Source organism: Micromonospora sp. MH99 (genome assembly GCF_021442385.1).
Lineage (GTDB): Bacteria > Actinomycetota > Actinomycetes > Mycobacteriales > Micromonosporaceae > Micromonospora.
In genome coordinates this window covers 1-25,218 of the sequence record NZ_MUZA01000058.1, presented here as the reverse complement: position 1 = coordinate 25,218, position 25,218 = coordinate 1, and the positions used below count along the sequence as shown (strand labels likewise).

The window sequence follows — 25,218 nt, the reverse complement described above, 5'->3', positions numbered from 1 at the left end:
GTGCGGGAACGGTCCGGGTAGGCAGTCGGGTGCAGAGCGGACAGATCAGCGACCACGGGTTCCTCGCCGACGGCCGCACGGCCGCGTTGGTGGACCGCTCGGGCTCGGTGAACTGGTGGTGCCCGGGCCGGTTCGACGCGCCGTCGGTGTTCGCGCGGCTGATCGGCGAGCACGCCGGACACTGGTCGATCCGTCCGGAGGCCGACTTCACCGTCGAACGCTGCTACCTCGACGGCACCCTCGTGCTGCGGACCGTCTTTCGTACCACGCAGGGCGAGGTGGAGCTGAGCGACGCGCTCGCCCTGGAGCCCGGGGCGCGCGAGCACGACATCGGTCTGCGCTCGCCGCAGGTGCTGGTCCGCAGTGTGCGGGGCCTCTCCGGCGAGGTGCCGATGCGGGTGCACTACCGACCCCGATTCGAGTACGGCCGGACCACGCCGTTCCTCGTCGAGCGCGACGGCGCCCTGGAGGCCGTCGGCGGGGCGAGCCGGCTCGTCCTGGTCACCGATCTGCGGCTGACCTGCGGGGACGGTGAGGCCTCCGGGACGTTCACCGTCCGCCCCGGCACGATCCACAACTTCACCCTCGGGTACGCCCCGACCTACGACGCGCCGCAGCCGCAGGTGCCCGCGGCCGACCGGACCATCGCCGACACGGCCGAAGGATGGCGCTCCTGGGTCCGGCAGCACGAGTACAACGGGATCTACGCCGAGCACGTGCGGCGCAGCGCGTTGGTGGTGCAGGGCATGACGTACCGGCCCAGCGGCGCGGTGGTGGCGTCGGTGACCACGTCGCTGCCGGAAAAGCTCGGCGGGGACCGGAACTACGACTACCGCTACGTGTGGGTGCGCGACTTCAGCCTGACACTGCGGGCGCTGTGGCGGACGGCGTGCTACGACGAGGTGCAGCGGCAGTTCGCCTGGTTGGGCCGCGCCATGGGCCGGATCGACGAGGAGCCGGTGCCCATCATGTACGGGGTGCTGGGGGAGCGGGACCTCACCGAGCACCGCCTCGATCAGCTCGCCGGCTACCGGGACAGCCCGCCGGTGATGATCGGCAACGACGCGTGGCGGCAGCGGCAGACCGACATCTTCGGTGAGGCGTTGGACGCGGCCTGGCTGATGCGCGACCGGCTGGAGCCGTTGGAACCCGACGTGTACCACCTGCTCCGGTCGCTGGCCGACAAGGCGGAGCGGGACTGGAAGCTGCCGGACGCGGGGATGTGGGAGGAGCGCGGGATCGAACGCCACCACGTGTCCTCGAAGGTGCAGTGCTGGTCGGCCCTGGACCGGGCGGTCCGCTTCGGCGCACGGCTCGGTGAGCCGCCGGACGTGGCCCGCTGGGCGGCCGCCCGCGACGAGGTGCGCGCGGAGGTGCTGCAACGGGGGTGGAACGACCGGCTCGGGGCGTACACCGGGAGTTTCGAATCCGACGACCTGGACGCGTCGGTGCTGGTGATGCCGCTGGTGGGGTTCCTCCCGGCCGACGATGAGCGGATGCGCTCGACGATCCGCGCCGTGGAGGAGCAGTTGTCGCACGACGGCCTGCTGCGGCGCTGGAACGGCGACCCGGCGGGGTTCCTCATCTGCTCGTTCTGGCTGGTGTGCTGCCTGGCGCTGGCCGGTGAGCGGGACCGGGCGCACGAGTTGTTCGACGCGCTGGCCGGGCGGCTCAACGACCTGGGACTGTTCGCCGAGCAGATCGACCCGTCGACCGGCGAACAGTTGGGCAACTTTCCCCAAGCGTTCTCGCACATCGGCCTGATCAACGCCGCAGGTGTGCTCAGTGACGTCGAGCAGAACCCGGCGCTGCGCCGGCGTGGCATGCCGGCCGGGTACTTCACACCCACGTCGCGCTGAACGGCCGGGAGCTGACCGCCCCCGTGAGCGTCCCCGGGTGGACGGCGCCCACACGGGGGATGATGCCGGCATGAGGCTGGTGCTCACGGCGGACACGCATCTCCCCAAGCGGGCCCGGGACCTCCCGGGGCCGCTGTGGACGGCGATCGAGGCGGCGGACGTGGTGCTGCACGCCGGCGACTGGGTCGACGAGTCGCTGCTGGACGCCATGACCGCCCGCGCGCGGCGACTCATCGGCGTGTACGGCAACAACGACGGCCCCGCGCTGCGCGCCCGGCTGCCGGAGGTGGCCCGCGTCGACCTCGACGGGCTACGGGTCGCCGTGGTGCACGAGACAGGCCCCCGCACCGGCCGGGAACAGCGGTGCGCGGCCCGCTTTCCCGACGTCGACCTGCTGGTCTTCGGGCACTCGCACATCCCCTGGGACACCGTGGCGCCCAACGGGTTGCGCCTGCTCAACCCCGGGTCGCCCACCGACCGCCGATCCCAGCCGCACGCCACCTACCTGGAGGCCGAGACAACCGGAGCCCGCCTGACGCGGGTCCGGCTGCACACCCTGCCCCGACCCTGAGCGGCGAGCTACTGGCCGCGACCCGTCTCGGCCTGCAGCTCGTCGATCCGCTTGGACGCCTCGGCCTTGGTCAGGTCGTCCGGCAGCGTCGCGTCCGCCTCCCGGGCCAGCGTGGCCAGGTACGACTCCTGGGCCGCCGTGGGTGGCTCGTCGCCGGTGACCCACTCGTCCGGGTCCTTGATCGCGCCGCGCGGGTCGGCCTGGTCGTTGCTGCGGTCCGTCATCATCATCACCCTTTCTTCGAACAGGTGTGCCAGTACCCCGATCACCGCCGGTTCATGCCCGTCCACCGCGACAGTCGGCACCTAGGATCACCGGATGAGCGTGAACTCCTCGGGCGTGGTGGTGGTCGGGGCGGGCATCGCCGGAGTGGCCTGCGCGGTGGAGCTGACCCGGGCCGGGGTGCCGGCGCAGGTCCGGGAACGGGGACACGTCCGCGGCGGTCGGATGGCCAGCAAACGCTTCGACGGCCGCCCCGCCGACATCGGCGCCGCGTACTTCACCGTCAGCGACCCGGACTTCGCCGTCGTGGTCGACGAGTGGCGTGCCGCCGGCCTGGTCCGCGAGTGGACCGACACCTTCTGGTCGTACGACACGAACGGCCGCCACGACGCGCCCGGTCCGCTGCGCTACGCCGCGCCACGCGGGCTGCGGTCGCTCGTCGAACACCTGGCCGGCGCGGTGCCGGTGACCGTCGACCGGCTGGTGCTGGCCGTGGAGCCCGGTCCGACCGTCGACGGCGAGCCGTACGCGGCGGTCGCCCTGGCCATGCCCGGACCGCAGGCGGCCCTGCTGCTCGATCCCGCCCTGGCCGACGCCACCCGGGTCGTGCAGGCGCAGACCTGGTCGCCGACCCTGGCCGCGGTGCTGCGTTTCCCGTCCCGGCGCTGGCCGCACTTTCACGGCGCGTTCGTCAACGACCATCCGGTGCTCTCGCTCATCTGCGACGACGGCGACCGGCGCGGTGACGACGCGCCGGTGCTGGTGGCGCACACCGTGCCGGAGTTCGCCGCCGGGCACCTGGCCCAACCCTCCGGCGCCGGACCGGCTATCGAACAGGCCGTCCGGGACGTGCTGGGGCTGGCCGCGGAGGCCACCGACGTGCACGTGCACCGCTGGACGTACGCCAAGCCCGCCGGCGACGTCACCGGGAACACCCACCACCTCGACGCCGACGGGATCGGCCTGGCCGGCGACGCGTTCGGCAAGCCCCGCGTGCAGAGCGCCTGGCGCTCCGGCCGCGACCTCGGCCGCGCGCTGGCCGCCCGCCTCGGCTGAGCGCCGCTGCCCGGCGCTCAGGCGTGCCCAGCGGCGGCGACGGGCTGGGCCTCGCGTTCGGACGGGTCCTTCGTCCGCTCGCCCTCGCGGTCCAGCAACTGCATGACCGGGGTCGCCGCGACGCCGTGCACCACCACCGAAACGAGCACCACCAGCCCGACCGTCGCCCACAACAGCTCCGCCTGCGGAAAGTCCGCCTTCGTGGTGGCGTACGCCAGGTAGTAGAACGAGCCCACCCCGCGGATGCCGAACAGCGAGATCACCCAGTGCTCCGCCGGCCGGCCCGGTGCGCCGCGCAGCGACAACCAGCCGACAGCCGGCCGGATCAGGAAGACCAGCGCCAGCCCCACGGCCGCCGCCGGCCAGGTCAGCGGGGCGAGCAGACCGCCCACGATCGCGCCGCCGAGCAGCAGCAGCAACACCAGGGTGAGCAACCGCTCGACCTGCTCGGCGAAGTCGTGCAGCACCGAGTGGAACTCGTGGGTCCGCTCGGCGGCCCGGATGGCCCGCGCGGCAACGAACACCGCCAGGAAGCCGTACCCGCCGGCAACCTCCACCAGCCCGTACGCCAGGAAGGTGGCGGCCAGCGCCAGGAACCCCTCCGCGTGCCGGGCCAGCCGCAGCTCGCTGGGGGCCCGGAAGAACAGCTTGCCGAGCAGCCAGCCGATGAGCAGGCCGCCGCCCACCCCGACGCCCACCTTCCAGAGCACGTCGACGGTGAACCACTCGGCCATCCACTCCCGCGGGGCGAGGCTGGTCGAGGCGATCGCGATGGCCGCGTAGACGAACGGGAACGCCAGCCCGTCGTTGAGGCCCGCCTCCGAGGTCAGAGCGAAACGGACCTCGTCCTCGGAGTCCTCCACATCGGTCGGCTCGCCGACCTGCACGTCGGCGGCGAGCACCGGATCGGTAGGCGCCAGCGCGGCGCCCAGCAGCAGCGCCGCGGCCGGCACCAGGCCGGCCCACCACCACCCGAGCAGCGCCACCGCCGCGATGCACAACGGCATCGCGATGACCAGCAGACGCCACGTGGAGGACCACCGGGACCAGCTCAACGGCCGGTCGATCTTCAACCCGGCGCCCATCAGGGCGACGATCACCCCGATCTCGGTCAGGTGGGTGGTCAGGTCGGGGTGGGCCAGCGGATCCGGCGTCGGCAGCCCGACCGGCAGGAGGAAGACCAGCATGCCGAGGGCGAGGAACGCGATCGGCATGGACAGTGGACGGTGCTCCAACACCCGGGGCAGGATGCCCGCGAGCAGCGCGCCCAGGCCCACCAGCGCGAACGCGACATCTACCGGTTCCACGGACACCACCCTTTCGCCGCACCCGCGCGGTGCGGGCAGGTGGCCACAGACCATGCCCCGCAAGATGTGCGGCTATGCGCGTGCGCCCCGGTGAACCGGAGTGAGTCTCACCTCGGCCGGGTGAGCGGGGAATCCGCCAGCTCGGCCAACAGCGCGGCCGGGTCGTCGTACACCGCCACCGCGCCGGCGCCGGCGAGTTCCCCACGGCTGGTGCCGCCGCAGGTCAACCCGACGCAGGGAATGTTGAGCTTGCCGGCCGCGGCGACGTCCCAGACCGAGTCGCCGACGAAGACGACGCGCTCGGCGGTCAGCCCGGACTGCTCCAGCGCCGCCTCGAGAATGTCCGGTGCCGGCTTGCTCTCCTGCGCGTCCGCCGAGGAGGTGACGGTGTCCACCACGTCGTCGGCGTTCAGGGCCCGACGCAGCGCACCCACCTCGTGCTCCGCGGCGGAGGTGGCGAGCACCACCCGCAGCCCCCGCTCGGCGCACGCCCGCAGCAGGTCCGCCGCACCGGGCAGCGGCGTCAGCCGCTCCCAGTACTCGGTGTACAGGGTGTTGTGCGCCTCGCGCAGCTTGGGGTCGTCGTCGCGGTCGCGTTCCGGGCCGAGCAGGTGGTCCAGCAGCTTGTCCGAGCCCATGCCGATCGAGCGGTGCACGGTCGCCATCGGGACCGGGTGGTCGGCCTGGCGCAGCGCCTCCCACCAGCTCACGGTGTGCAGGTAGGTGGTGTCGACGAGCGTCCCGTCGATGTCGAAGAGCACCCCGTGGGGTTGTTCGGTGGCCATGGGCGCACTCCTACCCGTTCGGCGGTCGGCTGATTCGTCCGGGATCGCCGACGCCGGCCGGACTCAGCGCGGCTCGGCCGGCGGGACGAGGATCTCGAACCAGACAGTGGACCCGCGCACCGACGGGTCGGTGCCCCAGGCGTCACTCAGCTCCTCGATCAGGCCCAACCCGCGCCCGCGACTGCTCAACGTGTCGGTGCGGGCCCGGGTCACGGTGCCGCGGGTGCCGGAATCGGCGACCGACACCAACAGCCGCTCCGGACTGAGGTCGATCTCCACGCGGGCGGCCGTGCCGGCGTGCAGCAGCGCGTTGGTGGTCAGTTCGCTGGTGCACAGCACCGCCGCGCCGATCACCGACTCGGGCACCTGCCACTCGGTGAGCTGGCCGGTCATCCAGTGCCGGACCCGGCTGGGCGCGGTCGGCTCGGCCGGCACCTCCATCGCCGCCGACCGGCTCGGCTTGAGCGCGTGCTCGACCGCCAGCACGGCCACGTCGTCCTCAGTGCCGCCGGACACGGCGGCGGTGGCCACCGCGCACAGGGCGCGAGGGTCACTGGTGCCGGCCTTGGCCACGGCGTCGCCGAGGGTGTCCAGCCCGGCGGTGAGGCTCTGCCGCCGGCGCTCCACCACGCCGTCGCTGAACAAGAGCAGGGTGTCGCCGGGCGGGAACGCGACGGTGACGGTGCCCGGGCGCCCACCCAACCCCAGCGGGGGACCGGCCGGCAGGTCCACGTACTCGGCGTGCGACCGGCCGTCCGGGTCGCAGCGGCGGATCAGCGGAGCGGGATGACCGGCGCTGGCCAGGGTCAGCTCCCGGCGCTCGGCGTCGATGACCCCGAACGCCACAGTCACGAACAGCTCATGGGTGCCGGCCTCCACACCGAGGCTGGTCACCAGCCGGTCCAGCCCGGCCAGCACCGCGTCCGGCGCGGGATCGGCCAGGGCCAGCGCCCGCAACGCCGCCCGCACCTGACCCATCCGCGCCGCGGCCTGCACGTCGTGCCCGGCGACGTCGCCCAGCACCACACCGAGCGCGCCGGTGGGCAGCAGGAACGCGTCGTAGAAGTCACCGCCGGCCGCGTTGCCGTCCACCCCCGGGTCGTAACGGGCCGCGATCCGCAGCCGGGGCAGGTCGGGAAGGTGCTCCGGCAGCATGCTGCGCTGCAGCAACTGGGCGGTGCCGTGCTGGGTCTCGAACCGCCGGGCCCGCTCCGCCGCCTGCCCGATCAGCTCCGCCGAGGCGGCCAGCAGCGCCCGCTCGGCCGCCGACCACGAGTGCGGCACCTGGTAGCCGACCGTCAACCCACCCCGGATCACCGACGTGCCCAGCGGCAGCACGGCCATCGAGCGGATCTTCTGATCGTGGCGGTCCACCGCGGTGTCACGCAGCGGCTGCCCGTCGTGGGTGAACGACGACTCGCCCGAGCGGGCCGCGGTTGTGACCGGGCCCAGCCAGTCCGCAGGCGTCCGCCGCCACAGCGGCGGCAGACGCTCGTCGGCCTCGTCCATCAGCTCACCGCGGACCCGGCGCACCATCCGCCAGCCACCGCCACCCTCGTCCACCACGAAGGCGACCCGGTCGGCGTCGAACGTGGTGATGGTGTGGCGCAGCGCGACCCGGGCCACGTCGTCGAGGGTGAGGGTGCCGGCGAGCGCGGCGGCGACCTCGCTGAGACTCTGCAACTGCTCGGTCGCGTGGGTGGTTTCGGCGGCCACCGTCAGGGTTCCCACGATCTGCCCGGCGCTGTCGCGTACGGCCGAGTGACCTCTGGTGAAGACCACCTGCTCGACCACCCCGGAGGTGTCCCGGATCAGGGGGAGCGTGGACTCCTTCTCCAGAAAGGGCACACCCTGCCGGTAGGCGCGCTCGATCACGTCACCGAAGCCGGGCAGCGTCCAGACCTCCGCGTACACCTCGGCGGCCGGTCGACCGAGGGCGGCGGGGTGTTTGCTCCCCAACAACTCGGCGTAGCCGTCGTTGTAGAGCAGGACGAGGTCGTCGCCGTACGCCAGTGCCATCGGCATCGGCGAGGCGAGGACCAGCTCGACCACGGCCCGGACCGCCGGATCCCAGCTCTCGCGCGGGCCGAGGGCGGTGGCGGACCAGTCATGGGCGAGCACGGCGGCCGCACCGGGCCCGGTGGATGCGCCGGGGACCGGAATTGCTGGCGTGGGGACTCGCCCGACCGTTCCTGGCATGTTCGCAGCCTAGCCGGCCGTCGGTCAGCCGCATCCGATCATGTGTGCGGGTCGCGGCTGACCCTGGCGGAGTGACTGTTAGGGCAGGTCAGGGCCCCTGTCTGACGACTTGTCGGAAAAATGGCAGCGAGCCGCGCGGACTGCCGCACCGGTGGCCGGGTATGCGCCCGGCGCAGTCCATGCGACAGGAGGGACATCATGCTGAAAACCCTCGCGGTTCGGCAGGCCGACATCGGCGATGCCATCGCCGACACCTGGAGGTCGGTGCTGCTCTTCATCCCGAAGGCAGTGGCCTTCATCGTCATCCTCGTGGTCGGCTGGCTCATCGCCAGAGCGGTCCTCAAGATCGTGGATGCGGTGCTGGAACGGGTGCGCTTCGACGAGGCCGTCGAACGCGGAGGCATCAAACGGGCACTGGAGAGAACGAAGTACGACGCCAGCGACATCCTGGCCAGGTTGGCGTACTACGCCGTCCTGCTGTTCACCCTGCAGTTCGCCTTCGGAGTCTGGGGACCCAACGCGATCAGTGACCTGATCAGCGGTGTGGTGGCCTGGCTGCCGCGCGCGTTCATCGCGATCGTCATCGTCGTGATCGCGGCCGCGATCGCCAACGCCGCCCGTGATCTGGTCACCGGGGCGCTGGGCGGGCTCTCGTACGGCAAGGTTCTGGCCGACCTGACGGCGATCTTCATCATCGCGCTCGGCGTGATCGCCGCGCTGAACCAGGTGGGTATCGCCACCACGGTCACCACTCCGGTGCTGATCGCGGTGCTCGCCACTGTCGCCGGCATCCTGATCGTCGGCGTCGGCGGTGGTCTGGTGAAGCCGATGCAGAATCGCTGGGACGGCTGGCTCGACCGGGCCGCCCAGGAAGCCCGGGCGGTGCAGGAGCACCGGCGGGCCAACACGGCCGGGCGCAGCGACATGGAGCGGCAGATGGCCGACCGTGGCGGCGACCGGACCCAGGCCATGCCCCGGGTCGACGAGCAGTCGACGATGTCCGGTGGGCGCGGCACGTACCAGTCCGGTGCGGCCGACGAGACCCAGCAGTACCGCCCGTAGCGGGGCGATCGTGAGGGGAAGGGCGTCCGCGTCACGCGGGCGTCCTTCCCGCGTCCCGGTGTCGTACGGGTGACCGGGCCGGTCAGGAACGGTCGAGCGAACGGGCCAGCGCGCAGACGGCGACGAGCCGGGTGAGCGGCCACTCCGGCTCGCTCCAGTCCACCGGACCCCGCGGCGGCGTCCACCCGTGCTCCAGGGCGGCCTCGCGTACCCCCTCGGCGTAGCCGGCGAGCGTCGCGGCGGTCAACGGCCGCCGGTCGCCGTCCAGGCTGTCCCGCACGGCGGCGGCGTGCTGGTCGACAAGCGCCAGCAGTCCGGGACGCGCGGCGGCGGCGGCGAGACCGGCGGTGCCCACGGAGACGGTGAGGGCGGCCAGGGAGGACCGCGCCGAATCGACGGCGGTCCGGGAGGCGACCCGGTTGAACGACACACGCATGGTGACCGAGGCTAACCGACCGGTCACCGGGTCGGCCTCGGCCGCTCGGCGGGTGTCGGTTGTGCCACCGGACGAGTCGGTGCTGGCCGCGGGGGTTGATCCGGCACAGACGGGGCAGCAGGAGAGGGACGGCGCAGCGCGGCACAGAGCGCGGGCGGCGCCGGGTCAGGTCGGCGGACAGCGTGGAGGCACCAATGGGGAACCCGACGGACGGGCCGGACGAGCGGCACCGGCGGCCGGCAGGGGTGAGCGACGAGACGGTTGCGGCGCTGGGCAAGCTCAGCGAGGCGCTGGAGTGCGTGGAACGGGCCCGTGGCCACCTGTACTCGCTGCACCAGCTGATCGGGCACGCCGACCTGATGCTCGACGACGCGGTGGAGCAGTTCCGCGCCGCCGGACATCCCCACATCGCCGAACGGATCGACGCTGAACTGCTCGGCCGCAACGTGATCGCCGGCCGGTGGACGTTCCAGATCGTCGAGGACTTCGACGACGGCTACCACGCGCTGTTCCGCGAGCTGGACCGGCAGGCCCGTGACGAGTTGGTGGGCGGGCGGCGTCATCTGTACGAGGCGGAGATGAAGGAACGCCGCCGCACCCGGGGTCGACCGGGACACGAGGCCCGGCCGGCCGGCGAGGGCTAGTCGGTCGCGTTGGCCGGCCGGCGGCGAGCGGCGTCGTCGGCGATGATCACGGTCGCCACCATGAGCGCGACGCAGAGGCTGAACAGCCAGGACTCGTCCGAGACGAGCCAGGCCGACACGGGCGCCTGCAGCGCGGCGAGCAGGAAGCCGAGCCAGGCGAGGCGGCGCTGACGCGTGGAGAGGATTCCGGAGCCTTGATGCATCCCGAAATTCTTACGCGAACTGACCCGTTTGCCGTCCTCCGATCGGTCGATTCTGACTGAGCTGTCCGCTTTCTCGACCGTCCGGACACGAGTTCTTGTCGCGACGGACGGGCGGCTCCCGCCGCCGGTAAGGTGCGCTGCGGCAGGATGGTGACCCGTGTCCACCTCGCCCGCGCCGCCCCGCGCCACGCTGCTCCTGCTGGCCTATCTCGCGTTCGTCAGCCTCGGCCTGCCCGACGGCCTGCTCGGCGTGGGCTGACCGTCGATCCGCGCGGACTTCGGCGTACCCACCGAGGCGGTCGGACTGCTGCTCACCGCCGGCACGGTCGGCTATCTCACCTCCAGCGTGCTGGCCGGGTTCACGCTGGCCCGCCTCGGGGTGGGCGCGCTGCTCGCCGGCAGCACCCTGCTGGCCAGCCTGGCGCTCACCGGCTACGCCGTGAGCCCCGGGCTGGCCGTGCTCGTGGGTTGCGCGCTGGTGCTCGGGCTGGGCTCCGGTGCGATCGACTCCGGGCTCAACGCGTACGCCGCCGGGGCCTTCGGCCCGCGACACATGAACTGGATGCACGCCTTCTTCGGCCTCGGGGTGGCGATCGGTCCACTGATCATGACGGCGGCGCTCAGCGCCGGGCTGGCCTGGCGGTGGGGGTACGGCATCGTGGCCGGCGCCCAACTCGTCCTCGCCACCGCGTTCGCGCTCACCGTCCGCGCGTGGCGGCGCCGCGCTCCCGAGCCGGGGGTGGGGACCACCGACGCCGCGCCGGCGGTCCGGGTGCCGATCCTGACCACACTGCGGCTGCCGGCGGTCTGGTCGGGGACGCTGGCCTTCGCGCTGTACGTGGCCATCGAGGTGTCCGCCGGACTCTGGGCGTTCCTGCTGCTCACCCAGGGGCGCGGCCTGAGCGCCGCCGTGGCGGGCGGCTGCGTCTCCGCGTACTGGGGCAGTCTCTTCGTCGGTCGGGTGGTGCAGGGCGTGGTGGCCGAACGGCTCGGGCCCCGGTTGGTGTTGCGGGCCAGCCTCGGCGGCATGGCCCTCGGTGCGGCACTGATCGCGGTGCCCGGGTCGGCAGCGCTGGCCGTGCTCGGCCTGGTCGTGCTCGGGTTCGCCGCCGCGCCGGTGTTTCCGCTGCTCACCCTCACCACCGCCGACCGGGTCGGCGCTGCGCACGCGGACCGGGCCATCGGGTTGCAGATCGGTGCCGCCGGTCTGGGCGCGGCGCTCGTCCCGACGGGCCTCGGCGTGCTGATCAGCACCGTGTCCGTGCAGGTGCTCGGCTCGGCCCTGCTGGGGCTCGCGCTGGCGCTGATCGTGCTCCACGAGCTGGGCACCCGCCGGCCCGCCGCCGGAAGTGGACCGGAGCAGGCCGGGCCCGGCTCCGATGCGTCCGGGCCCGGTCTTGACGCGTCCGGGCCTCCAGCGGCCGGGTCGGCCGCGTCCGGGCCGTCAACGGCCGGGTCGGCCGCGTCCGGGACGCCGTCCCGGTCCCGGACCGCTCGACCCGATGACGCGGACTATCCGTTGTCCGGTCCGGTCCGACCGGTCGTCGAGGGGCGGTAGGCGCGCTCCGGGTCGGTCGGCTCCAGCCCCGCGCCCTCGGCCTGTCCGCCCCGGTCGGCCGCCGCGGGCCCGTGCCCGAAGGCGGCCTCCTCACCGGCGTCGTTGCCGGTCACGTCGTCGGCCTGCCCGTCGATGCTGGAGCCCGCCACGGCGCGCTCCAACTCCTCCAGCGGAAGCCGTTCCTCGTCGCGCCACACCCTGTCGTCCGTCATGACCTCAGCCGTACCCGGGCGCGATGATCGCAAACGGGTACCGGCCGGCCCGAGAGACGGCGATGGCCGCCGGGAACTCCGGCGGCCATCCTCGGGCGGTGTGCGGGATCACGGCTGGGGGCGGTCCACCGAGCCACGCCAGGCGCCGGTCTCCTGACCGCGCCGCTCGATGAACGTCTTGAAGCGCTCCAGATCGCCCTTGGCCCGCCGGTCGACGATGCCGAGCTTGTCGCCGGCCTGCTCGACCACCCCGTGCGGCTCGAACTCGAGCTGGAGGGTGACCCGGGTCTTGGTCTCGTCCAGGCGGTGGAAGGTCACCACGCCGGCCTGCTGGGTGCCGCCGGTGGAGCGCCAGGCGACCCGCTCGTCGGGCAGCTGCTCGGTGATCTCGGCGTCGAACTCGCGCTTCACGCCGGCGATGTCGACGGTCCAGTGGGTCATCGTCTCGGAGAGCTGCCGGACCTCCTGCACGCCCTCCATGAACTGGGGGAACTCCTCGAACTGCGTCCACTGGTCGTACGCGGTGCGAACGGGTACGGAAACCTCGACGTGTTCGGTAACGCCACTCATCAGGAACCCTCCTCTGGTCGCTGGTGATGGCCGGATCGGGGGACGATCCTGCTCACCAGCGAGTTGTCTCGTTCTTGTGGCCGAGCGCGGCCCACACCTCGGAGACCGTCTGGTATTCGGTGCCCTCGGGCAGCCGCTCCAGCGCCGCCACGATGTCGTCGGGCGCCTCGTTCTCCCGGGCGCTGGCGATGAGCACCAGTCGGTCGCCGGGCAGCGCGCTCATGGAGATGAACCGGCCGAGCCGGCTGCGCTGCTCGACGTCGGTGGAACTCATCCCCTGCGGCGTGCCGGTGCGCAGGTCGCCCGCCGGGGCCGTGGTGGTTTCCGGCTGGTCCTCGCCGGCCGGTTCCGGCACTCGGGATTCCTCGACCCGGGAGCCACCGGTCCCCGGCCCCTGCACGAGGCCGCTGACCTCCTGGCTCATCTGGTCGTCGATCCTCGGTCCGTGCTTGCTGTTGCCACGCTCCATGCCTTCTGCGCTACCCGGCACCCCGCCCGGTAAACCGGCACCGCGTCACGAACCGGCTCCCGGGCCGGACATCCGGGCGGACAACAGGCCCTAGGAGTCGGCGGCCTTTCGTGGTGGCAGCACGGGATCCTCCGGGTCCTTCTCGCCCGCCTGCAACTGCCGGCCGCGCTGCACCTCGGCGTTGATCTGCACCCCGAGCATGAGGGCGGAGTTGGACAGGTAGAGCCAGACCAGGAACGCGATGGCCGCGCCCAGGCTGCCGTAGGTCGTCTTGTACGAGGCGAAGGTCGCCACGTAGAAGCCGAAGCCGAAGGAGACCGCCGCCCAGGAGACCAGGGCCACCGCGCCGCCGGGGGTGAGCCAGCGGAACCGGGGCTGGCGGACGTTCGGGGCGATCCAGAACAGCAGCGACAGCAACGCCATCATGATCATGGCGAGCACCGGCCACTTCGCCACGCTCCACAGCGTGCGGGCGAGGCCACCGGCGTTGATCAGGTCGCCGACCGCGTCGGTGACCGGCCCGCTGACGATCAACCCGAGGGCGACCACCGCGAGCAGCACCAGGGTGATCGCGGCCAGGCCGATCTGCAACGGCCGCAGCTTCCAGACCGGTCGGCCCTCGGTCACCCCGTAGATCGCGTTGGAGGCCCGGGTGAACGCCCCGATGAAGCCCGACGCGGACCACAGCGCGCCGAGCAGACCGAAGCTCAGCAGCAGCTTGGGGTTGCTCTGCTGGAGCACCACGGCCCGGATCACCCCGATCACGCCGTTCTCGTCGTCGGTCAGCACCGAGCCGGCGCCCACCTGCTTGGCGAGGTCGACGACCGTGTCGACGGTCCGCTCTCCGGTGGAGACCAGACCGACCAGGGCCACCACCACGATGGCGGACGGAAAGAGCGCCAGAACGCCGTAGTAGGTCAGCGCGGCGGCCCAGTCCGAGCAGTTGTCGGTGACGAAGTTCTGCACGCTGCGCACCAGTACTCCACGCCACGTCCGCCAGCTCAGCTGCCGCACCCGGCGCGGAACACGCGTGTCGTCCGCGCCGTCGCGCGTCGTACCGGGCTCCGTGGTCGTCATGCCCGCTCCCTGCGCCCCGGCCACCGGATGACCGGTCGTCCGGTCGGGCCTGGCGGGCCGGTACCCGGAGTGGGAAATCGACAAACCCGTGCCGACATCGCCGTGTTTGCCGTGCCGCCCGCGGGGAACGGTCATCAATGACCCTGTCGAGGATCCAGGAGGACGAGATGCCCGGGCGCGAGGACATGCCCAGCACGCTGCGACGCTCCCCGGACAAGGCGCAGCGCACCTGGGAGAAGACACACGACTCGGCGGTGGAGACCTACGGCGAGGGCGAGCGGTCGCACCGCACCGCCTTCGCCGCGGTGAAGCACCAGTTCGAGAAGGTGGGCGACCACTGGGAGCCGAAGGGCCGCAAGGGCCCGAGCGACCGCCAGGCCGCCGGCGGCGGCCCGGAGCGGCGCGCACCCACCGCCGGTGGGGTGGACGCCAACGCCAGCAAGGACCACCTCATGTCGGTGGCCCGCAAGCTGGACGTACCCGGCCGGTCGAGCATGACCAAGCCGGAGCTGGTCACGGCCATCGAGAAGGCCAACGACCGGGCCACCCGCAAGGCTCGCGGCGACTGACCCACACACAGCACGGTACGGGCGGACGCGCCACCCCTGCGTCCGCCCGTACCGTTCACCAGTGCCCGCCGCCGGGCGCCTCGATGTGCACCGCCTTCGTGGCGCTGAACTCGTCCAGCAGCTCCGGGCCGTACCCGAAGCCCTGCCCGCTGGCCCGACGGGGATGCGCGGCACCGCCGGGCGCCCCGCCGAACACCGAATTGATCTTCACGGTGCCCACCGGCAGCTCCCGCCAGGCCCGCTGCGCATGGCTCATCGACGCGGTCAGCACCGTCGCGGCCAACCCGTACTCCGAGTCCGCCGCGCAGGTCAGTGCCTCGTCGAAGGAGTCGACCACCACCGCCGGCCGCCACCGCCGCGCTCACCTGCCCGTGCACGTGGTCGCGGTGCCGCCGGTCGACGAGCGGGCCCAGCTCGGTGCCCGGGTCCCGACCCGGCCCGACCCGCAGCGCGCCGGCCCGCCGCACCAGCGCCGCCACGAAGTCGTCGGCCACCTCCCGGTGCACGTAGATCCGTTCCACCGCGACGCAGATCTGCCCGGCGTTGGCGAACGCCCCGAGCGCGGCCTGCTCCGCAGCCCATTCGGGGTCGACACCCGCGTCGACGACCAACGGGTCGCTGCCGCCGTTCTCCAGCAGCACCTTCGCGCCCGTGCGGGCCGCGGCGGCGGCGATCTGACGCCCGGTGGCTGTGGAACCGACGTGCGCGACCACGTCCACGTCCTGTGCGGCCAGTGCCGCGCCGACCTCCGGACCACCGGTGAGCAGGGACAGCACCCCGGCGGGCAGCGCCTCGTCCAGGGCCCGCGCCAGCAGCCAGCCGGTGGCCGGCGTCCGCTCGCTGGGTTTGTAGAGCACCACGTTGCCGGTGACCACCGCCGCGCCGAGCAGTCCGCAGGAGACCGCCACCGGGTCGTTCCAGGGGGTGATGGCGGCGACCACGCCCCGCGGCTGGGGCGTCATGAAGTCCACCGCGTCCGCCGCGCCGTTCAACGTCCGCCCGCCGCGCAGCGGGGCCAGCTCCGCGTACTGTCGCAGGGTGCCGATGCCCGCCTCGACGCCGCCGCGGGCGTCCGCGAGCGGCTTGCCCATCTCCGCGGTGACCGCCGCCGCCAGCTCGTCGGTGACGGCCGCGACCGCGTCCGCCGCCCGGTGCAGCGCCGCCGCCCGCTCCGCCGGTGCGGTCGCCGCCCACGAGGCCGCCGCCTCCCGCGCCGCCTGGGCCGCCTTGCCGACCTCGTCGGCAGTGGCCACCGGCACGGAGCTGACCGGTTCGCCGTCCGCCGGATCGTGGACGACCAGCTCGCCGCCGGCCCCGCCCGCGCCCCACACCCCGCCCACCAGCTGCGCAACCGTGTACATGCGGCGCTGGATGCCCCGGCCCCGGCGAGACAAACGCGTTTCGCCCGGTTGCGCGCCGGGTAGGCGGATCGGGTGACTACCACCGGCGCGCAGAGCGCGGACGCCGTCGTCGTCGGAGCCGGGCACAACGGCCTCGTCGCGGCGAACCTGCTGGCCGACGCCGGGTGGGACGTGGTGGTGCTGGAGGCGACCGCCGTACCCGGCGGCGCGGTCCAGTCCGCCGAGGTGACCGCCCCGGGCTACCTGAGCGACCTCTACAGCTCGTTCTACCCCCTGGGGTACGCCTCGCCCGTGCTCGACGGCCTCGACCTGGGCCGGTACGGGCTGTCCTGGCGGCACGCCCCGGACGTGCTGGCACACCTGCTGCCCGACGGCCGGGCGGCGGTGATCAACCGGGATCCCGACGTCACGGCCGCCTCCCTGGAGCAGTTCGCCCCCGGCGACGGCAAGCGCTGGCTGAACGCGTACACCGACTGGCTCGACGTGGCCGAGCCCATGTTGACCACCATCACCACGCCGTTCCCGCCGGTGCGCGGCGGCCTGGGCCTGCTGCGCCGGCTACGGGTCGCGGGCGCCCTGCGACTGGCCCGCCGACTCGTGGTGCCCGTGCGCAAGCTCGGCGACGAGCTGTTCGACGGTCCGGGCGGCCCGGCGCTGCTCGCCGGCTGCGCCCTGCACACCGACCTGTCCCCGGAAGAGGCCGGCTCCGGCGTGTACGGCTGGCTGCTGGCCATGCTCGGCCAGCAGGTCGGCTGGCCGGTGCCCGACGGCGGCGCGCGGCAGATCACCAACGCGCTGGTGGCCCGCCTGTCCGAGCGCGGTGGCCGCATCCTCTACGGCGCGCGGGTCGACCGGGTGCTCACCGCGCGCGGCCGGGCGATGGGCGTGCGCACCTCAGGTGGCGCGTTGTGGCGGGCCCGCCGGGCCGTCCTCGCCGACGTACCGGCCCCGGCCCTCTACCTCGACCTCGTCGGGCCGGCGGCGCTGCCGTCCCGGCTGGTCGAGGACCTGGCGCACTTCCGGTGGGACGGCTCGACGCTGAAGGTGGACTGGGCGCTCTCCGCCCCGGTGCCGTGGACCAACCGGGAGGTCGCCGGCGCCGGCACCGTGCACCTCGGCGCGGACCTGAACGGACTGACCCGCTATGCCGGCGAGCTCGCCCGCGGCGAACTGCCCCGCGACCCGTTCCTGCTGGTCGGGCAGATGTCCGTGGCCGACCCGAGCCACTCGCCGCCGGGCACCGAGTCGCTCTGGTCGTACACCCATCTGCCGTTCCGGCAGGACTGGCGGGCCGAGGAGATCGCCGGGCACGTGCAGCGCATGGAGGACGTGCTGGAGGCGGCGGCCCCGGGCTTCCGGCAGCTCATCGTGGGACGGCACGTGGCCGGGCCCGCCGAGCTGGAAAAGGGCGACCCGAGCCTGGTCGGGGGCGCGCTCGGCGGGGGCACCGCCGCCGCGTACCAGCAGCTGTTTCTACGCCCGATCCCCGGCCTGGGAAGGGCGGACACCCCGGTGGACCGGCTCTTTCTGGCCAGCTCGTCGGCGCACCCGGGCGGCGGGGTGCACGGCGCACCGGGCGCGAACGCGGCCCGCGCGGCCCTGGCCCGCGACCGCGCGCTGACCGGCACCGCCTACGCGGCGGCGATCGCCACCGCGCACCGAGCCGTCTACCCCCCGACCTGATCCGTCGACCAGGAGGTCCGCGACGCGAACCTCCCGGTCGACGAGGTGCGTCAGTTGGTGATGTTGCGGTGCTTGCTGCGGAGGCGGAACGGCATCAGGGCGCTCTCGACCTTGGTCGCGGTGGTCATCTTGGAGACGCCGTCGCGCCGCTCCTCGAAGCGGATCGGCACCTCCAGGATCGTGTGGCCCAGCTTGGTCGCCAGGTAGTGCATCTCGACCTGGAAGCTGTAGCCGTTGGACTGCACGCGGTGCAGACCGATGTCCTTCAGCGCGTCGGCCTGCCAGATCTTGAAGCCGGCGGTCAGGTCCCGGATGCGCACCCGCAGCAGCGTGTGCACGTAGAGGTTCGCCCATCCGCTGAGCGCGCGCCGGTACAGCGGCCAGTTCTCGTCCAGCTCGCCACCGGGCACGTACCGCGAGCCGATCACCACGCCGGCCTGGGTGGAGAGCAGCGCGCCCAGCATCCCCGGCAGCGCCTCCGGCGGGTGCGACAGGTCGGCGTCCATCTGTGCCACGAACTCGGCGCCGCCCTCGAGAGCCCGGCTCATCCCGTCCACGTACGCCCGACCCAGGCCCTCCTTGCCGGCCCGGTGCATCACCTCGATCCGCTCCGGATACTCGATGGCCAGCTTGTCGGCCACCTCGCCGGTGCCGTCGGGGGAGTTGTCGTCGGCGACGAGGATGCGCAGGCCCGGCAGCGGCAGCGCGAGCAGCCGCTCGACCAGCGCCGGGAGGTTGCCCGCCTCGTTGTAGGTGGGCACGACGACGGTCAGCTGTGCGTCTCGCCACGGCGACGGCAGTTGGACGGGCTCGATCATGTCGGACATCCTCGGTTTGCGGACTGGGCTACCTCAGAGGGTAGCCAGTTGCCCGACCCGGATTGAAAAGGCTCCCCGTCGATCGGGCGGCCGCAGGTGGCGGCCCGCTCAGCGCAGGCGACGGGCCATCGCCGTGAGGGCCATCGCGACGCCGGCGAGGGCGAGGCCGGACAACGCCGGTTTGTGAGTGCCCACCCAGAGCGCCGCCGAGCGCCGCCGAGCCTGCTCGCCGAAGATGCCCGCCGCGCCCCGGTCCCGGTCGTCGTCGCCGGGGTGGTCCAGGTTGTCCCGCCAGGTCGCCGGGTCGATCTCGTCGCCGGTCTGCTGGCTGTCGTACCCGTCGCGGGCCAGCTTGCGGTCCAGCAGGCCGGGGATCAGGATGTCGCCGAGGCGGGCCTGCCACGTCGGGCCGCCCACGTTCAACTCCCGGGTGCCCCGGTCGGCGGCCCAGACGATGGCCCGCGCCGCCACCTCGGGCGCGAAGATCGGCGGCACCGGCTGTGGGTGCCGGGGCAGCCGGGTACGCACCCAGGAGAACTGCGGCGTGTTCACGGCGGGCAGTTGCACCATCGACAGCTTCACGCCCGGGCAGTCGTGCGGCAGCTCGGCCCGCAGCGAGTCGTTGAACCCCTGCACGGCGTGCTTGCTCGCGCAGTACGCCGACTGCAGCGGAATCCCCCGGTAGGCCAGCGCGGAGCCCACCTGCACGATCGCGCCCCGACCACGGGCGCGCATGTGCCGCAGCGCCGCCAGGGTGCCGTGCACCGTGCCCAGGTACGTCACCTCGGTGACCCGGCGGAACTCGCGGGCCGGGATCTCCCAGGCCGGCGCGAACACCGACACCATGGCGTTGTTGATCCACACGTCGATGGCGTCCCAGTGGTGCACCACGTCGTCGGCGGCCTGCTGCACGGCGCCGGCGTCAGCGACGTCCACCTGGTACACCCGTACATCGGCGGCGCCCAGCGAACGGCACTCCCGCTCGGCGGCGGCCAGCCCGGCCGCGCCCCGGGCCAGCAGCGCGAGCCGGGCGCCCCGGGCCGCGTACGCGCAGGCCACCGCGCGGCCCACGCCGGCGCTCGCGCCGGTCACCACCACCGTCTGCGTCACCGGGCACCCTTCTGTCGGGTGGCGATGTCCGAGAGCCGGTCCAGCGTCTCCCGGTTACGCAGGTGCAGGACCAGGTCGTTGGCCTTGTTGCGCACCCAGCGCAGCGGACCGGCCGCGAAGTCCTCGCCGAGGCGGACGCGGGTCGCGCCGCCGTCGACCGGTTCCAGGGTGAACGCCACGATCGCCTCGCCGGCCGGCCACAGGCCGGCGCGCAGCACCAGCCGGTGCGGCGGCTCGCAGGCCAGCACCGTCGAGGCGTCCTGCAACGAGAACGGCCACGGCCCGGCCCGGTGGTGCAGTTGGCTGCCCACCCGCGGCCAGGCGTCGTCCACGTCGCGCACGTGCGCGGTCCCGACCACCCAGTCGCTGTACGTCCACCCGTCGGCCAGCACGTCGAACACCTGCTGCGGGCCAGCGTCGATCACTTTCTCCACTATCGCCACTGGGCTCCCATACCCGCCTCTCGGCGGAGGCTAACGGACCTGCGGGTTAGCTTCTCGGAAGTGGCGGGTAAGGCCGACCCGGGGCACCGCCGGCGGCGTTGGCCCACGGCGCCGACGACGACGTTTACTCCTCGGGGCGCCGGGAACCCGCCGGCTGTGCGACAGGACCAGGAGGATCCGTATCAGTGCAGGTCAGCCCGGGTTTACGCCGGTGTTGGCCGGGCTGGTCGCGGGCCTGTCGCACCCGCCGGGGGAGTCCTGTACGACGCGGTCCTGCTCGACCGCGACGGCACCCTGATCGAGGATGTGCCGTACAACGGCGACCCGGAGAAGGTCCGTCCGGTCCCCGGGGCGCGGGCCGCGTTGGACCGGCTGCGGGCCGCCGGGTTGCGCCTGGCGGTGGTGACCAACCAGTCGGGCCTGGCCCGGGGCTACTTCAGCGAGGAGCAGATGCGGGCGGTGCACGCCCGCGTGGAGGAGCTGCTGGGCGACTTCGACGCCTGGCTGGTCTGCCCGCACGACGACTCCGACCGGTGCGACTGCCGTAAGCCCGCGCCCGGTCTGGTGCACGCCGCCGCCCGCGAGCTGGGCACGAGCGCGTCGCGCTGTGTCCTGGTGGGCGACATCGGCCGCGACGTGGGCGCCGCACTGGCCGCCGGGGCGGCGGGGGTGCTGGTGCCGACCCCGGTGACCCGACCGGAGGAGATCGCCGCCGCCGGCTGGGTGGCCGCGGACCTGCCCTCGGCGGTCGACGAGATCCTGCGCCGCCAGCGGGCCGTGCAACCCGCCGAGATCGGCGAGCGGGTGGGCACGGCGTTGGTGGTGCGGTCGGACTCGGCCGGGGACGTGCTGGTCACCGGGCCGGCGATCCGCGCCGTCGCGGCCGGCGCGCGGCGGGTGGTGCTGCTGTGCGGCCCCCGGGGACGCGCCGCCGCCGAGTTGCTGCCCGGCGTCGACGAGATCATCGAGCACCCGCTGCCGTGGATCGACCCCGCGCCGGCACCTGTCGACCCGGACGCCATGCGGGACCTGACCGCCCGTCTCGCCGCTGTCGGCGCGGACGAGGCGGTGGTGTTCACGTCGTTCCACCAGTCCGCCCTGCCGCTCGCGTTGCTGTTGCGGATGGCCGGGATCACCCGGATCGCCGCGATCAGCGACGACTACCCGGGCTCCCTGGTGGACATCCGCCACCGGGTGCCGGTGGGCGTCCCCGAACCCGAGCGGGCGCTCTCGCTCGCCGCGGCGGCCGGCTACCGGCTGCCGGTCGGCGACGAACCAGTGCTCCGGCTCCGGGCCGACGCCGTGGCGCCGCGCCCGGCCGCTGCCGGTGACCCCGGTTACGTGGTGCTGCACCCAGGGTCGGCCGCGTCGAGCCGGGCCTGCCCGACCGAGCTGGCGGCACGGATCGCCGCCGCGCTGACCGCCGCCGGGCACCGGGTGCTGGTCACCGGCGGGCCCGACGAGCGTACGGTCACCGCCCGGGTCGCGGCGGCGGGCGGCACCGACCTGGGCGGCCGGACCGACCTGGCCGCTCTGGCCGCGCTCGTCGCGGACGCCGCCGCCGTGGTGGTCGGCAACACCGGACCCGCGCACCTGGCCGCCGCAGCCGGGGTGCCGGTCGTGAGCCTGTTCGCGCCGACAGTCCCGTTCGGGCAGTGGGGGCCGTACCGGGTGCCCACCGTCCGGCTCGGCGACGCGAGCGCGCCCTGCCGGGACACCCGGGCGGCCACCTGCCCGGTCCCGGGGCACCCGTGCCTGAGCGGCGTCGACCCGGCCGAGGTGGTCGAGGCGGTACGCACGCTCGTGCCCAGCGGTGGTGGCAACCGATGAACATCCTGCTCTGGCACGTGCACGGCTCCTGGACCACGTCCTTCGTGCACGGCAGCCACCGCTACCTGATCCCCACCACACCCGACCGTGGCCCGTACGGCCTCGGCCGGGCCCGCACCTACCCGTGGCCGGACAGCGCCGTCGAGGTCGCCCCCGACGACCTGCCCGGCAGCGACGTCGACCTGGTCATCCTGCAACGTCCGGAGGAGATCGACCTGGCCGAGCAGTGGCTCGGGAGGCGCCCCGGGCGCGACGTGCCCGCCATCTACGTCGAGCACAACACCCCCAAGGGCGACGTGCCGAACACCCGCCACCCGATGGCCGACCGCGCCGACCTGCTCGTCGCCCACGTCACCGGGTTCAACCAGATCTTCTGGGACACCGGCGCGACCCGCACGACGGTGGTCGACCACGGCATCGTCGCGCCGGCCGTGTCGTACACGGGTGAACTGGACCGGCTCGCCGTGGTGATCAACGAGCCGGTGCGGCGGGGTCGGGTCACCGGCACGGACCTGCTGCCCGAGTTCGCCGCGATCGCGCCGCTGGACGTGTTCGGCATGGGCGTCGCGGGACTCGCCGACCATCTCGGGCTGCCCGCCGACCGGCTCACCAGCCACGACGACGTGCCCCAGGACCGGATGCACGCCGAGTTGGCCCGTCGGCGGGCGTACCTGCACCTGTGCCGCTGGACCTCCCTCGGGCTCAGCCTCATCGAGGCGATGGCGATCGGCATGCCTGTCGTCGCGCTCGCCACCACCGAGGCCGTGACCGCGGTGCCACCGGAGGCGGGGGCGCTCGCCACCCGGATGGACACCCTGCTCGACGCCGCCCGCCGGTTCATCGCCGAGCCGGCGGCCGCACGTCAGGCCGGCGTGGCGGCACGGGCCGCCGCGCGGGACAGGTACGGCCTCGACCGTTTCCTCGCTGACTGGGACCGGCTGCTGGAGGAGGAAGTATGCGGATCGCGATGATCTCGGAGCACGCCAGCCCGCTCGCCATCCTCGGAGGCGAGGACGCCGGCGGCCAGAACACGCACGTCGCCGAGCTGTCCGCCGCGCTCGTCGCCGCCGGGCACGAGGTGCGGGTCTACACCCGCCGCGACGCCCTCGACCTGCCGGTGACCGTGCGCGCCCCGGACGGGTACGACGTGGTGCACGTGCCGGCCGGTCCGGCCGAGCCGGTCGCGAAGGACGCGCTGCTGCCGCACATGCGGGAGTTCAGCCGCTGGCTGGTCGAGCGGTGGCGCGGCGGGGACTGGACGCCCGAGGTGATCCACGCGCACTTCTGGATGAGTGGCCTGGCCGCGTTGAACGCCGGTCGGCAGACCGGGGTGCCGGTGGTGCAGACGTACCACGCGCTGGGCACGGTCAAGCGCCGCTACCAGGGCGTGCAGGACACCAGTCCGGCCCGGCGCATCTCCTACGAGCGGGAGCTGGGCCGCTCGGTGGACCGGGTGGTCGCCCAGTGCCGCGACGAGGTTGGAGAGCTGGTCCGGATGGGCGTGCCCCGGTCCCGGATGACGGTCGTGCCCTCCGGGGTGAACCTCGCCTCGTTCTCCCCGCTCGGGCCGGTCGCCGACCGTGCGCCGGGCCGGGCCCGGATCCTGACCGTCGGCCGGCTGGTCGAGCGCAAGGGTTTCCAGACGGTGGTCCGTGCGATGGCGCTGGTGCCCGACGCCGAGTGTGTGGTGGCCGGCGGCCCGCCCGAGGGGCTGCTGGAGACCGACCCGTACGCCCGCAGGCTGCGCGCCCTGGCCGAGTCGTGCGGGGTCGCCGACCGGGTGCACCTCGTCGGCGCGGTGCCCCGGGAGGAGATGGGCCGCTGGTACCGCTCGGCGGACCTGCTGGTCGCCGCGCCCTGGTACGAGCCGTTCGGGTTGACCCCGCTGGAGGCGATGGCGTGCGGCGTACCGGTGGTCGGCACCGCCGTGGGCGGCATCCGCGACACAGTCGTCGACGGCACGACCGGCGACCTCGTACCGGCCCGGGACCCCAACGCCCTCGCCGCCGCGATCCAGCGGCTGCTCGACGACCGGATCCGCCGCTTCCGGTACGCCACGGCGGCGCGCGAGCGGGTCCGGTCGCGCTACTCCTGGGCGGTCACCGCGGAACGCCTGGCCGAGGTGTACGGCGAGGTCGCCGCCGTGCGGCGGCCGAGCCGGGTGGTGGCCTGATGCCGGCGGGCAGCCCGCTCGACGTGCACCTGACCAACCTCGCCGCGGCACTGGCGCCGTACCGCAGGTGTGAACCGCAGCTGGCGCGCTGGGGCGCGGCCCTGGCGCACCGGCTGGCCAGCGGTGGACGGCTGCTCGTCGCCGGCAACGGTGGCAGCGCCGCCGAGGCCCAGCACCTCACCGCAGAGCTGGTGGGCAAGCTGCGCGACGACCGCCAGCCCCTGTCGGCCATCGCCCTGCACGCCGAGAGCAGCGCGGTCACCGCCATCGCCAACGACTACGGCTACGCCGATGTCTACGCCCGCCAGGTGCGCGCCCACGGCCGGCCCGGCGACGTCCTGTTGCTGCTCAGCACCAGCGGCACCAGCGGCAACCTGCTCGCCGCCGCGCACGCGGCGCGCGACGCCGGCCTCGCCACCTGGGCGCTCACCGGGCCCGCCCCCAACCCGCTCGCCGACGCCTGCGACGAGGTACTGGCGGTGCCGTCGGCCGACAGTCAGGTCGTCCAGGAGCTGCATCTCGTGACCAGCCATCTGCTCTGCGAGTACCTCGAACAGGAACTGCCCGCAGCGCTCGCCGTGACAGGTGCCGCCGCGAACGTGCCCGCCGAGCCGGCGCCGGCCGGTCGGCTCGCGTCCGGGCCGGTGCGGACCGGGGTCGAGGTGGTGCTCGACGGCGGGGCCGGACAGCAGGTCGACGCGTGAGGATGAGGAGGAAAGCGTGAGGGGACCCGTGGTGGTGGTCGGGGACACCCTGCTCGATCGGGACGTGGAAGGGGTGGTGAACCGCCTCTGCCCGGACTCCCCGGTCCCGGTGCTCGACGAGACGTCGGCCGTCGACCGGCCCGGCGGCGCCGGCCTCGCGGCGGTCTTCGCGGCCGCGCAGGGCGCCGAGGTGGTGCTGGTCACCGCGCTCGCCGACGACGCCGGGGGCGCGCGGCTCAGCGCGCTGCTCGCCGCGGCCGGCGTGCAGGTGTACCCGCTGAGCCTGGCCGGGGCGAC

The 25,218-nt window shown here is 73.6% G+C and carries 26 protein-coding genes and 1 pseudogene; 13 read left to right on the top strand and 14 right to left on the bottom strand.

Going from position 1 to position 25,218, the window contains the following annotated elements:
• Window positions 1–29 precede the first annotated feature (29 nt).
• Window positions 30–1,859, top strand: a complete 1,830-nt coding sequence (locus B0E54_RS24625; RefSeq protein ID WP_234588380.1) for a glycoside hydrolase family 15 protein — start codon at window positions 30–32, stop codon at window positions 1,857–1,859.
• A gap of 70 nt (window positions 1,860–1,929) precedes the next feature.
• Entirely contained in the window at window positions 1,930–2,430 is a 501-nt protein-coding gene (locus B0E54_RS24620; RefSeq protein WP_234588379.1) for a metallophosphoesterase, read from the top strand.
• 8 nt (window positions 2,431–2,438) lie between these two features.
• Here B0E54_RS24620 and B0E54_RS24615 read toward each other — a convergent pair whose 3' ends face one another.
• Window positions 2,439–2,654: a DUF3072 domain-containing protein gene (locus B0E54_RS24615; RefSeq protein ID WP_357119772.1), complete on the bottom strand. Its 216-nt coding sequence runs from the start codon at window positions 2,652–2,654 to the stop codon at window positions 2,439–2,441.
• A 115-nt stretch (window positions 2,655–2,769) separates the two neighbouring features.
• On the opposite strand from B0E54_RS24615, the gene B0E54_RS24610 reads away from it, so the two are divergent.
• Window positions 2,770–3,708 carry an NAD(P)/FAD-dependent oxidoreductase gene (locus tag B0E54_RS24610; RefSeq protein ID WP_234588401.1) on the top strand — a complete coding sequence of 313 codons (939 nt, stop codon included), beginning with the start codon at window positions 2,770–2,772 and terminating at the stop codon, window positions 3,706–3,708.
• A gap of 17 nt (window positions 3,709–3,725) precedes the next feature.
• Here the strand turns inward: B0E54_RS24610 and B0E54_RS24605 are convergent, their stop codons facing one another.
• From B0E54_RS24605 to B0E54_RS24595, 3 genes are all read right to left on the bottom strand, one after another.
• On the bottom strand, window positions 3,726–5,015 hold the full coding sequence (locus tag B0E54_RS24605) for a cation:proton antiporter (protein WP_234588378.1): 1,290 nt from the start codon (window positions 5,013–5,015) through the stop codon (window positions 3,726–3,728).
• Between the two features lie 107 nt (window positions 5,016–5,122).
• Window positions 5,123–5,800: an HAD family hydrolase gene (locus tag B0E54_RS24600; RefSeq protein WP_234588377.1), complete on the bottom strand. Its 678-nt coding sequence runs from the start codon at window positions 5,798–5,800 to the stop codon at window positions 5,123–5,125.
• Between the two features lie 63 nt (window positions 5,801–5,863).
• Window positions 5,864–7,999, bottom strand: coding sequence for a SpoIIE family protein phosphatase (locus B0E54_RS24595; protein WP_234588376.1), 2,136 nt, complete (start codon window positions 7,997–7,999; stop codon window positions 5,864–5,866).
• A gap of 198 nt (window positions 8,000–8,197) precedes the next feature.
• Here B0E54_RS24595 and B0E54_RS24590 point away from each other — a divergent pair, with 198 nt between their 5' ends.
• Window positions 8,198–9,061: a hypothetical protein gene (locus B0E54_RS24590; RefSeq protein ID WP_234588375.1), complete on the top strand. Its 864-nt coding sequence runs from the start codon at window positions 8,198–8,200 to the stop codon at window positions 9,059–9,061.
• Between the two features lie 82 nt (window positions 9,062–9,143).
• Here B0E54_RS24590 and B0E54_RS24585 read toward each other — a convergent pair whose 3' ends face one another.
• On the bottom strand, window positions 9,144–9,497 hold the full coding sequence (locus B0E54_RS24585) for a DUF6401 family natural product biosynthesis protein (protein WP_234588374.1): 354 nt from the start codon (window positions 9,495–9,497) through the stop codon (window positions 9,144–9,146).
• 194 nt (window positions 9,498–9,691) lie between these two features.
• Between B0E54_RS24585 and B0E54_RS24580 the strand changes: the two genes are divergently transcribed.
• Window positions 9,692–10,141: a hypothetical protein gene (locus tag B0E54_RS24580; RefSeq protein ID WP_234588373.1), complete on the top strand. Its 450-nt coding sequence runs from the start codon at window positions 9,692–9,694 to the stop codon at window positions 10,139–10,141.
• On the opposite strand, the gene B0E54_RS24575 is transcribed toward B0E54_RS24580, so the two are convergent.
• Window positions 10,138–10,344: a hypothetical protein gene (locus B0E54_RS24575; RefSeq protein WP_234588372.1), complete on the bottom strand. Its 207-nt coding sequence runs from the start codon at window positions 10,342–10,344 to the stop codon at window positions 10,138–10,140. The two genes, B0E54_RS24580 and B0E54_RS24575, sit on opposite strands and share 4 nt — an antisense overlap.
• A gap of 265 nt (window positions 10,345–10,609) precedes the next feature.
• Between B0E54_RS24575 and B0E54_RS24570 the strand changes: the two genes are divergently transcribed.
• Window positions 10,610–11,902, top strand: a complete 1,293-nt coding sequence (locus tag B0E54_RS24570) for an MFS transporter (protein WP_308195393.1) — start codon at window positions 10,610–10,612, stop codon at window positions 11,900–11,902.
• Here the strand turns inward: B0E54_RS24570 and B0E54_RS24565 are convergent.
• The 4 genes from B0E54_RS24565 to B0E54_RS24550 all read right to left on the bottom strand — a co-directional run bounded on the left by B0E54_RS24565 (window position 11,857) and on the right by B0E54_RS24550 (window position 14,230).
• Window positions 11,857–12,114, bottom strand: coding sequence for a hypothetical protein (locus B0E54_RS24565; protein ID WP_234588371.1), 258 nt, complete (start codon window positions 12,112–12,114; stop codon window positions 11,857–11,859). The two genes, B0E54_RS24570 and B0E54_RS24565, sit on opposite strands and share 46 nt — an antisense overlap.
• 108 nt (window positions 12,115–12,222) lie before the next feature.
• Window positions 12,223–12,684 (bottom strand): SRPBCC family protein, encoded by a 462-nt coding sequence (locus tag B0E54_RS24560; protein WP_234588370.1) that lies wholly within the window; start codon window positions 12,682–12,684, stop codon window positions 12,223–12,225.
• A 52-nt stretch (window positions 12,685–12,736) separates the two neighbouring features.
• Entirely contained in the window at window positions 12,737–13,153 is a 417-nt protein-coding gene (locus B0E54_RS24555) for a DUF2795 domain-containing protein (RefSeq protein WP_234588369.1), read from the bottom strand.
• Between the two features lie 90 nt (window positions 13,154–13,243).
• A complete protein-coding gene (locus tag B0E54_RS24550; protein ID WP_234588368.1) occupies window positions 13,244–14,230 on the bottom strand; it encodes a YihY/virulence factor BrkB family protein in 987 nt (328 codons plus the stop codon).
• A gap of 167 nt (window positions 14,231–14,397) precedes the next feature.
• Between B0E54_RS24550 and B0E54_RS24545 the strand changes: the two genes are divergently transcribed.
• Complete coding sequence (locus B0E54_RS24545) at window positions 14,398–14,799, top strand: ChaB family protein (RefSeq protein WP_234588399.1); 402 nt, start codon at window positions 14,398–14,400, stop codon at window positions 14,797–14,799.
• Between the two features lie 55 nt (window positions 14,800–14,854).
• Here the strand turns inward: B0E54_RS24545 and B0E54_RS24540 are convergent.
• Window positions 14,855–16,160: pseudogene (locus tag B0E54_RS24540) on the bottom strand (aldehyde dehydrogenase).
• A 72-nt stretch (window positions 16,161–16,232) separates the two neighbouring features.
• On the opposite strand from B0E54_RS24540, the gene B0E54_RS24535 reads away from it, so the two are divergent.
• Window positions 16,233–17,843, top strand: coding sequence for an NAD(P)/FAD-dependent oxidoreductase (locus B0E54_RS24535; protein WP_234588367.1), 1,611 nt, complete (start codon window positions 16,233–16,235; stop codon window positions 17,841–17,843).
• A gap of 50 nt (window positions 17,844–17,893) precedes the next feature.
• Here the strand turns inward: B0E54_RS24535 and B0E54_RS24530 are convergent, their stop codons facing one another.
• The 3 genes from B0E54_RS24530 to B0E54_RS24520 form a co-directional block, all read right to left on the bottom strand.
• Complete coding sequence (locus tag B0E54_RS24530; protein WP_234588366.1) at window positions 17,894–18,661, bottom strand: polyprenol monophosphomannose synthase; 768 nt, start codon at window positions 18,659–18,661, stop codon at window positions 17,894–17,896.
• 108 nt (window positions 18,662–18,769) lie between these two features.
• Window positions 18,770–19,771 carry an SDR family oxidoreductase gene (locus B0E54_RS24525; RefSeq protein ID WP_234588365.1) on the bottom strand — a complete coding sequence of 334 codons (1,002 nt, stop codon included), beginning with the start codon at window positions 19,769–19,771 and terminating at the stop codon, window positions 18,770–18,772.
• The gene (locus B0E54_RS24520) at window positions 19,768–20,214 is read right to left on the bottom strand and encodes an SRPBCC family protein (RefSeq protein WP_234588364.1); all 447 of its coding nucleotides are present in this window, start codon (window positions 20,212–20,214) and stop codon (window positions 19,768–19,770) included. Before B0E54_RS24520 ends, B0E54_RS24525 begins: the two co-directional genes overlap by 4 nt.
• 156 nt (window positions 20,215–20,370) lie before the next feature.
• Here B0E54_RS24520 and B0E54_RS24515 point away from each other — a divergent pair, with 156 nt between their 5' ends.
• The 5 genes from B0E54_RS24515 to B0E54_RS24495 form a co-directional block, all read left to right on the top strand.
• Window positions 20,371–22,044, top strand: coding sequence for an HAD-IIIA family hydrolase (locus tag B0E54_RS24515; protein WP_374109313.1), 1,674 nt, complete (start codon window positions 20,371–20,373; stop codon window positions 22,042–22,044).
• Complete coding sequence (locus tag B0E54_RS24510) at window positions 22,041–23,015, top strand: glycosyltransferase (protein ID WP_234588362.1); 975 nt, start codon at window positions 22,041–22,043, stop codon at window positions 23,013–23,015. Before B0E54_RS24515 ends, B0E54_RS24510 begins: the two co-directional genes overlap by 4 nt.
• Window positions 23,000–24,217, top strand: coding sequence for a glycosyltransferase (locus B0E54_RS24505; RefSeq protein WP_234588360.1), 1,218 nt, complete (start codon window positions 23,000–23,002; stop codon window positions 24,215–24,217). The genes B0E54_RS24510 and B0E54_RS24505 overlap by 16 nt, the downstream gene beginning before the upstream one ends.
• The gene (locus tag B0E54_RS24500) at window positions 24,214–24,921 is read left to right on the top strand and encodes an SIS domain-containing protein (protein ID WP_234588397.1); all 708 of its coding nucleotides are present in this window, start codon (window positions 24,214–24,216) and stop codon (window positions 24,919–24,921) included. The genes B0E54_RS24505 and B0E54_RS24500 overlap by 4 nt, the downstream gene beginning before the upstream one ends.
• A 16-nt stretch (window positions 24,922–24,937) precedes the next feature.
• The coding region (locus B0E54_RS24495) for a PfkB family carbohydrate kinase (protein WP_234588359.1) at window positions 24,938–25,218 on the top strand (281 nt) is incomplete at its 3' end.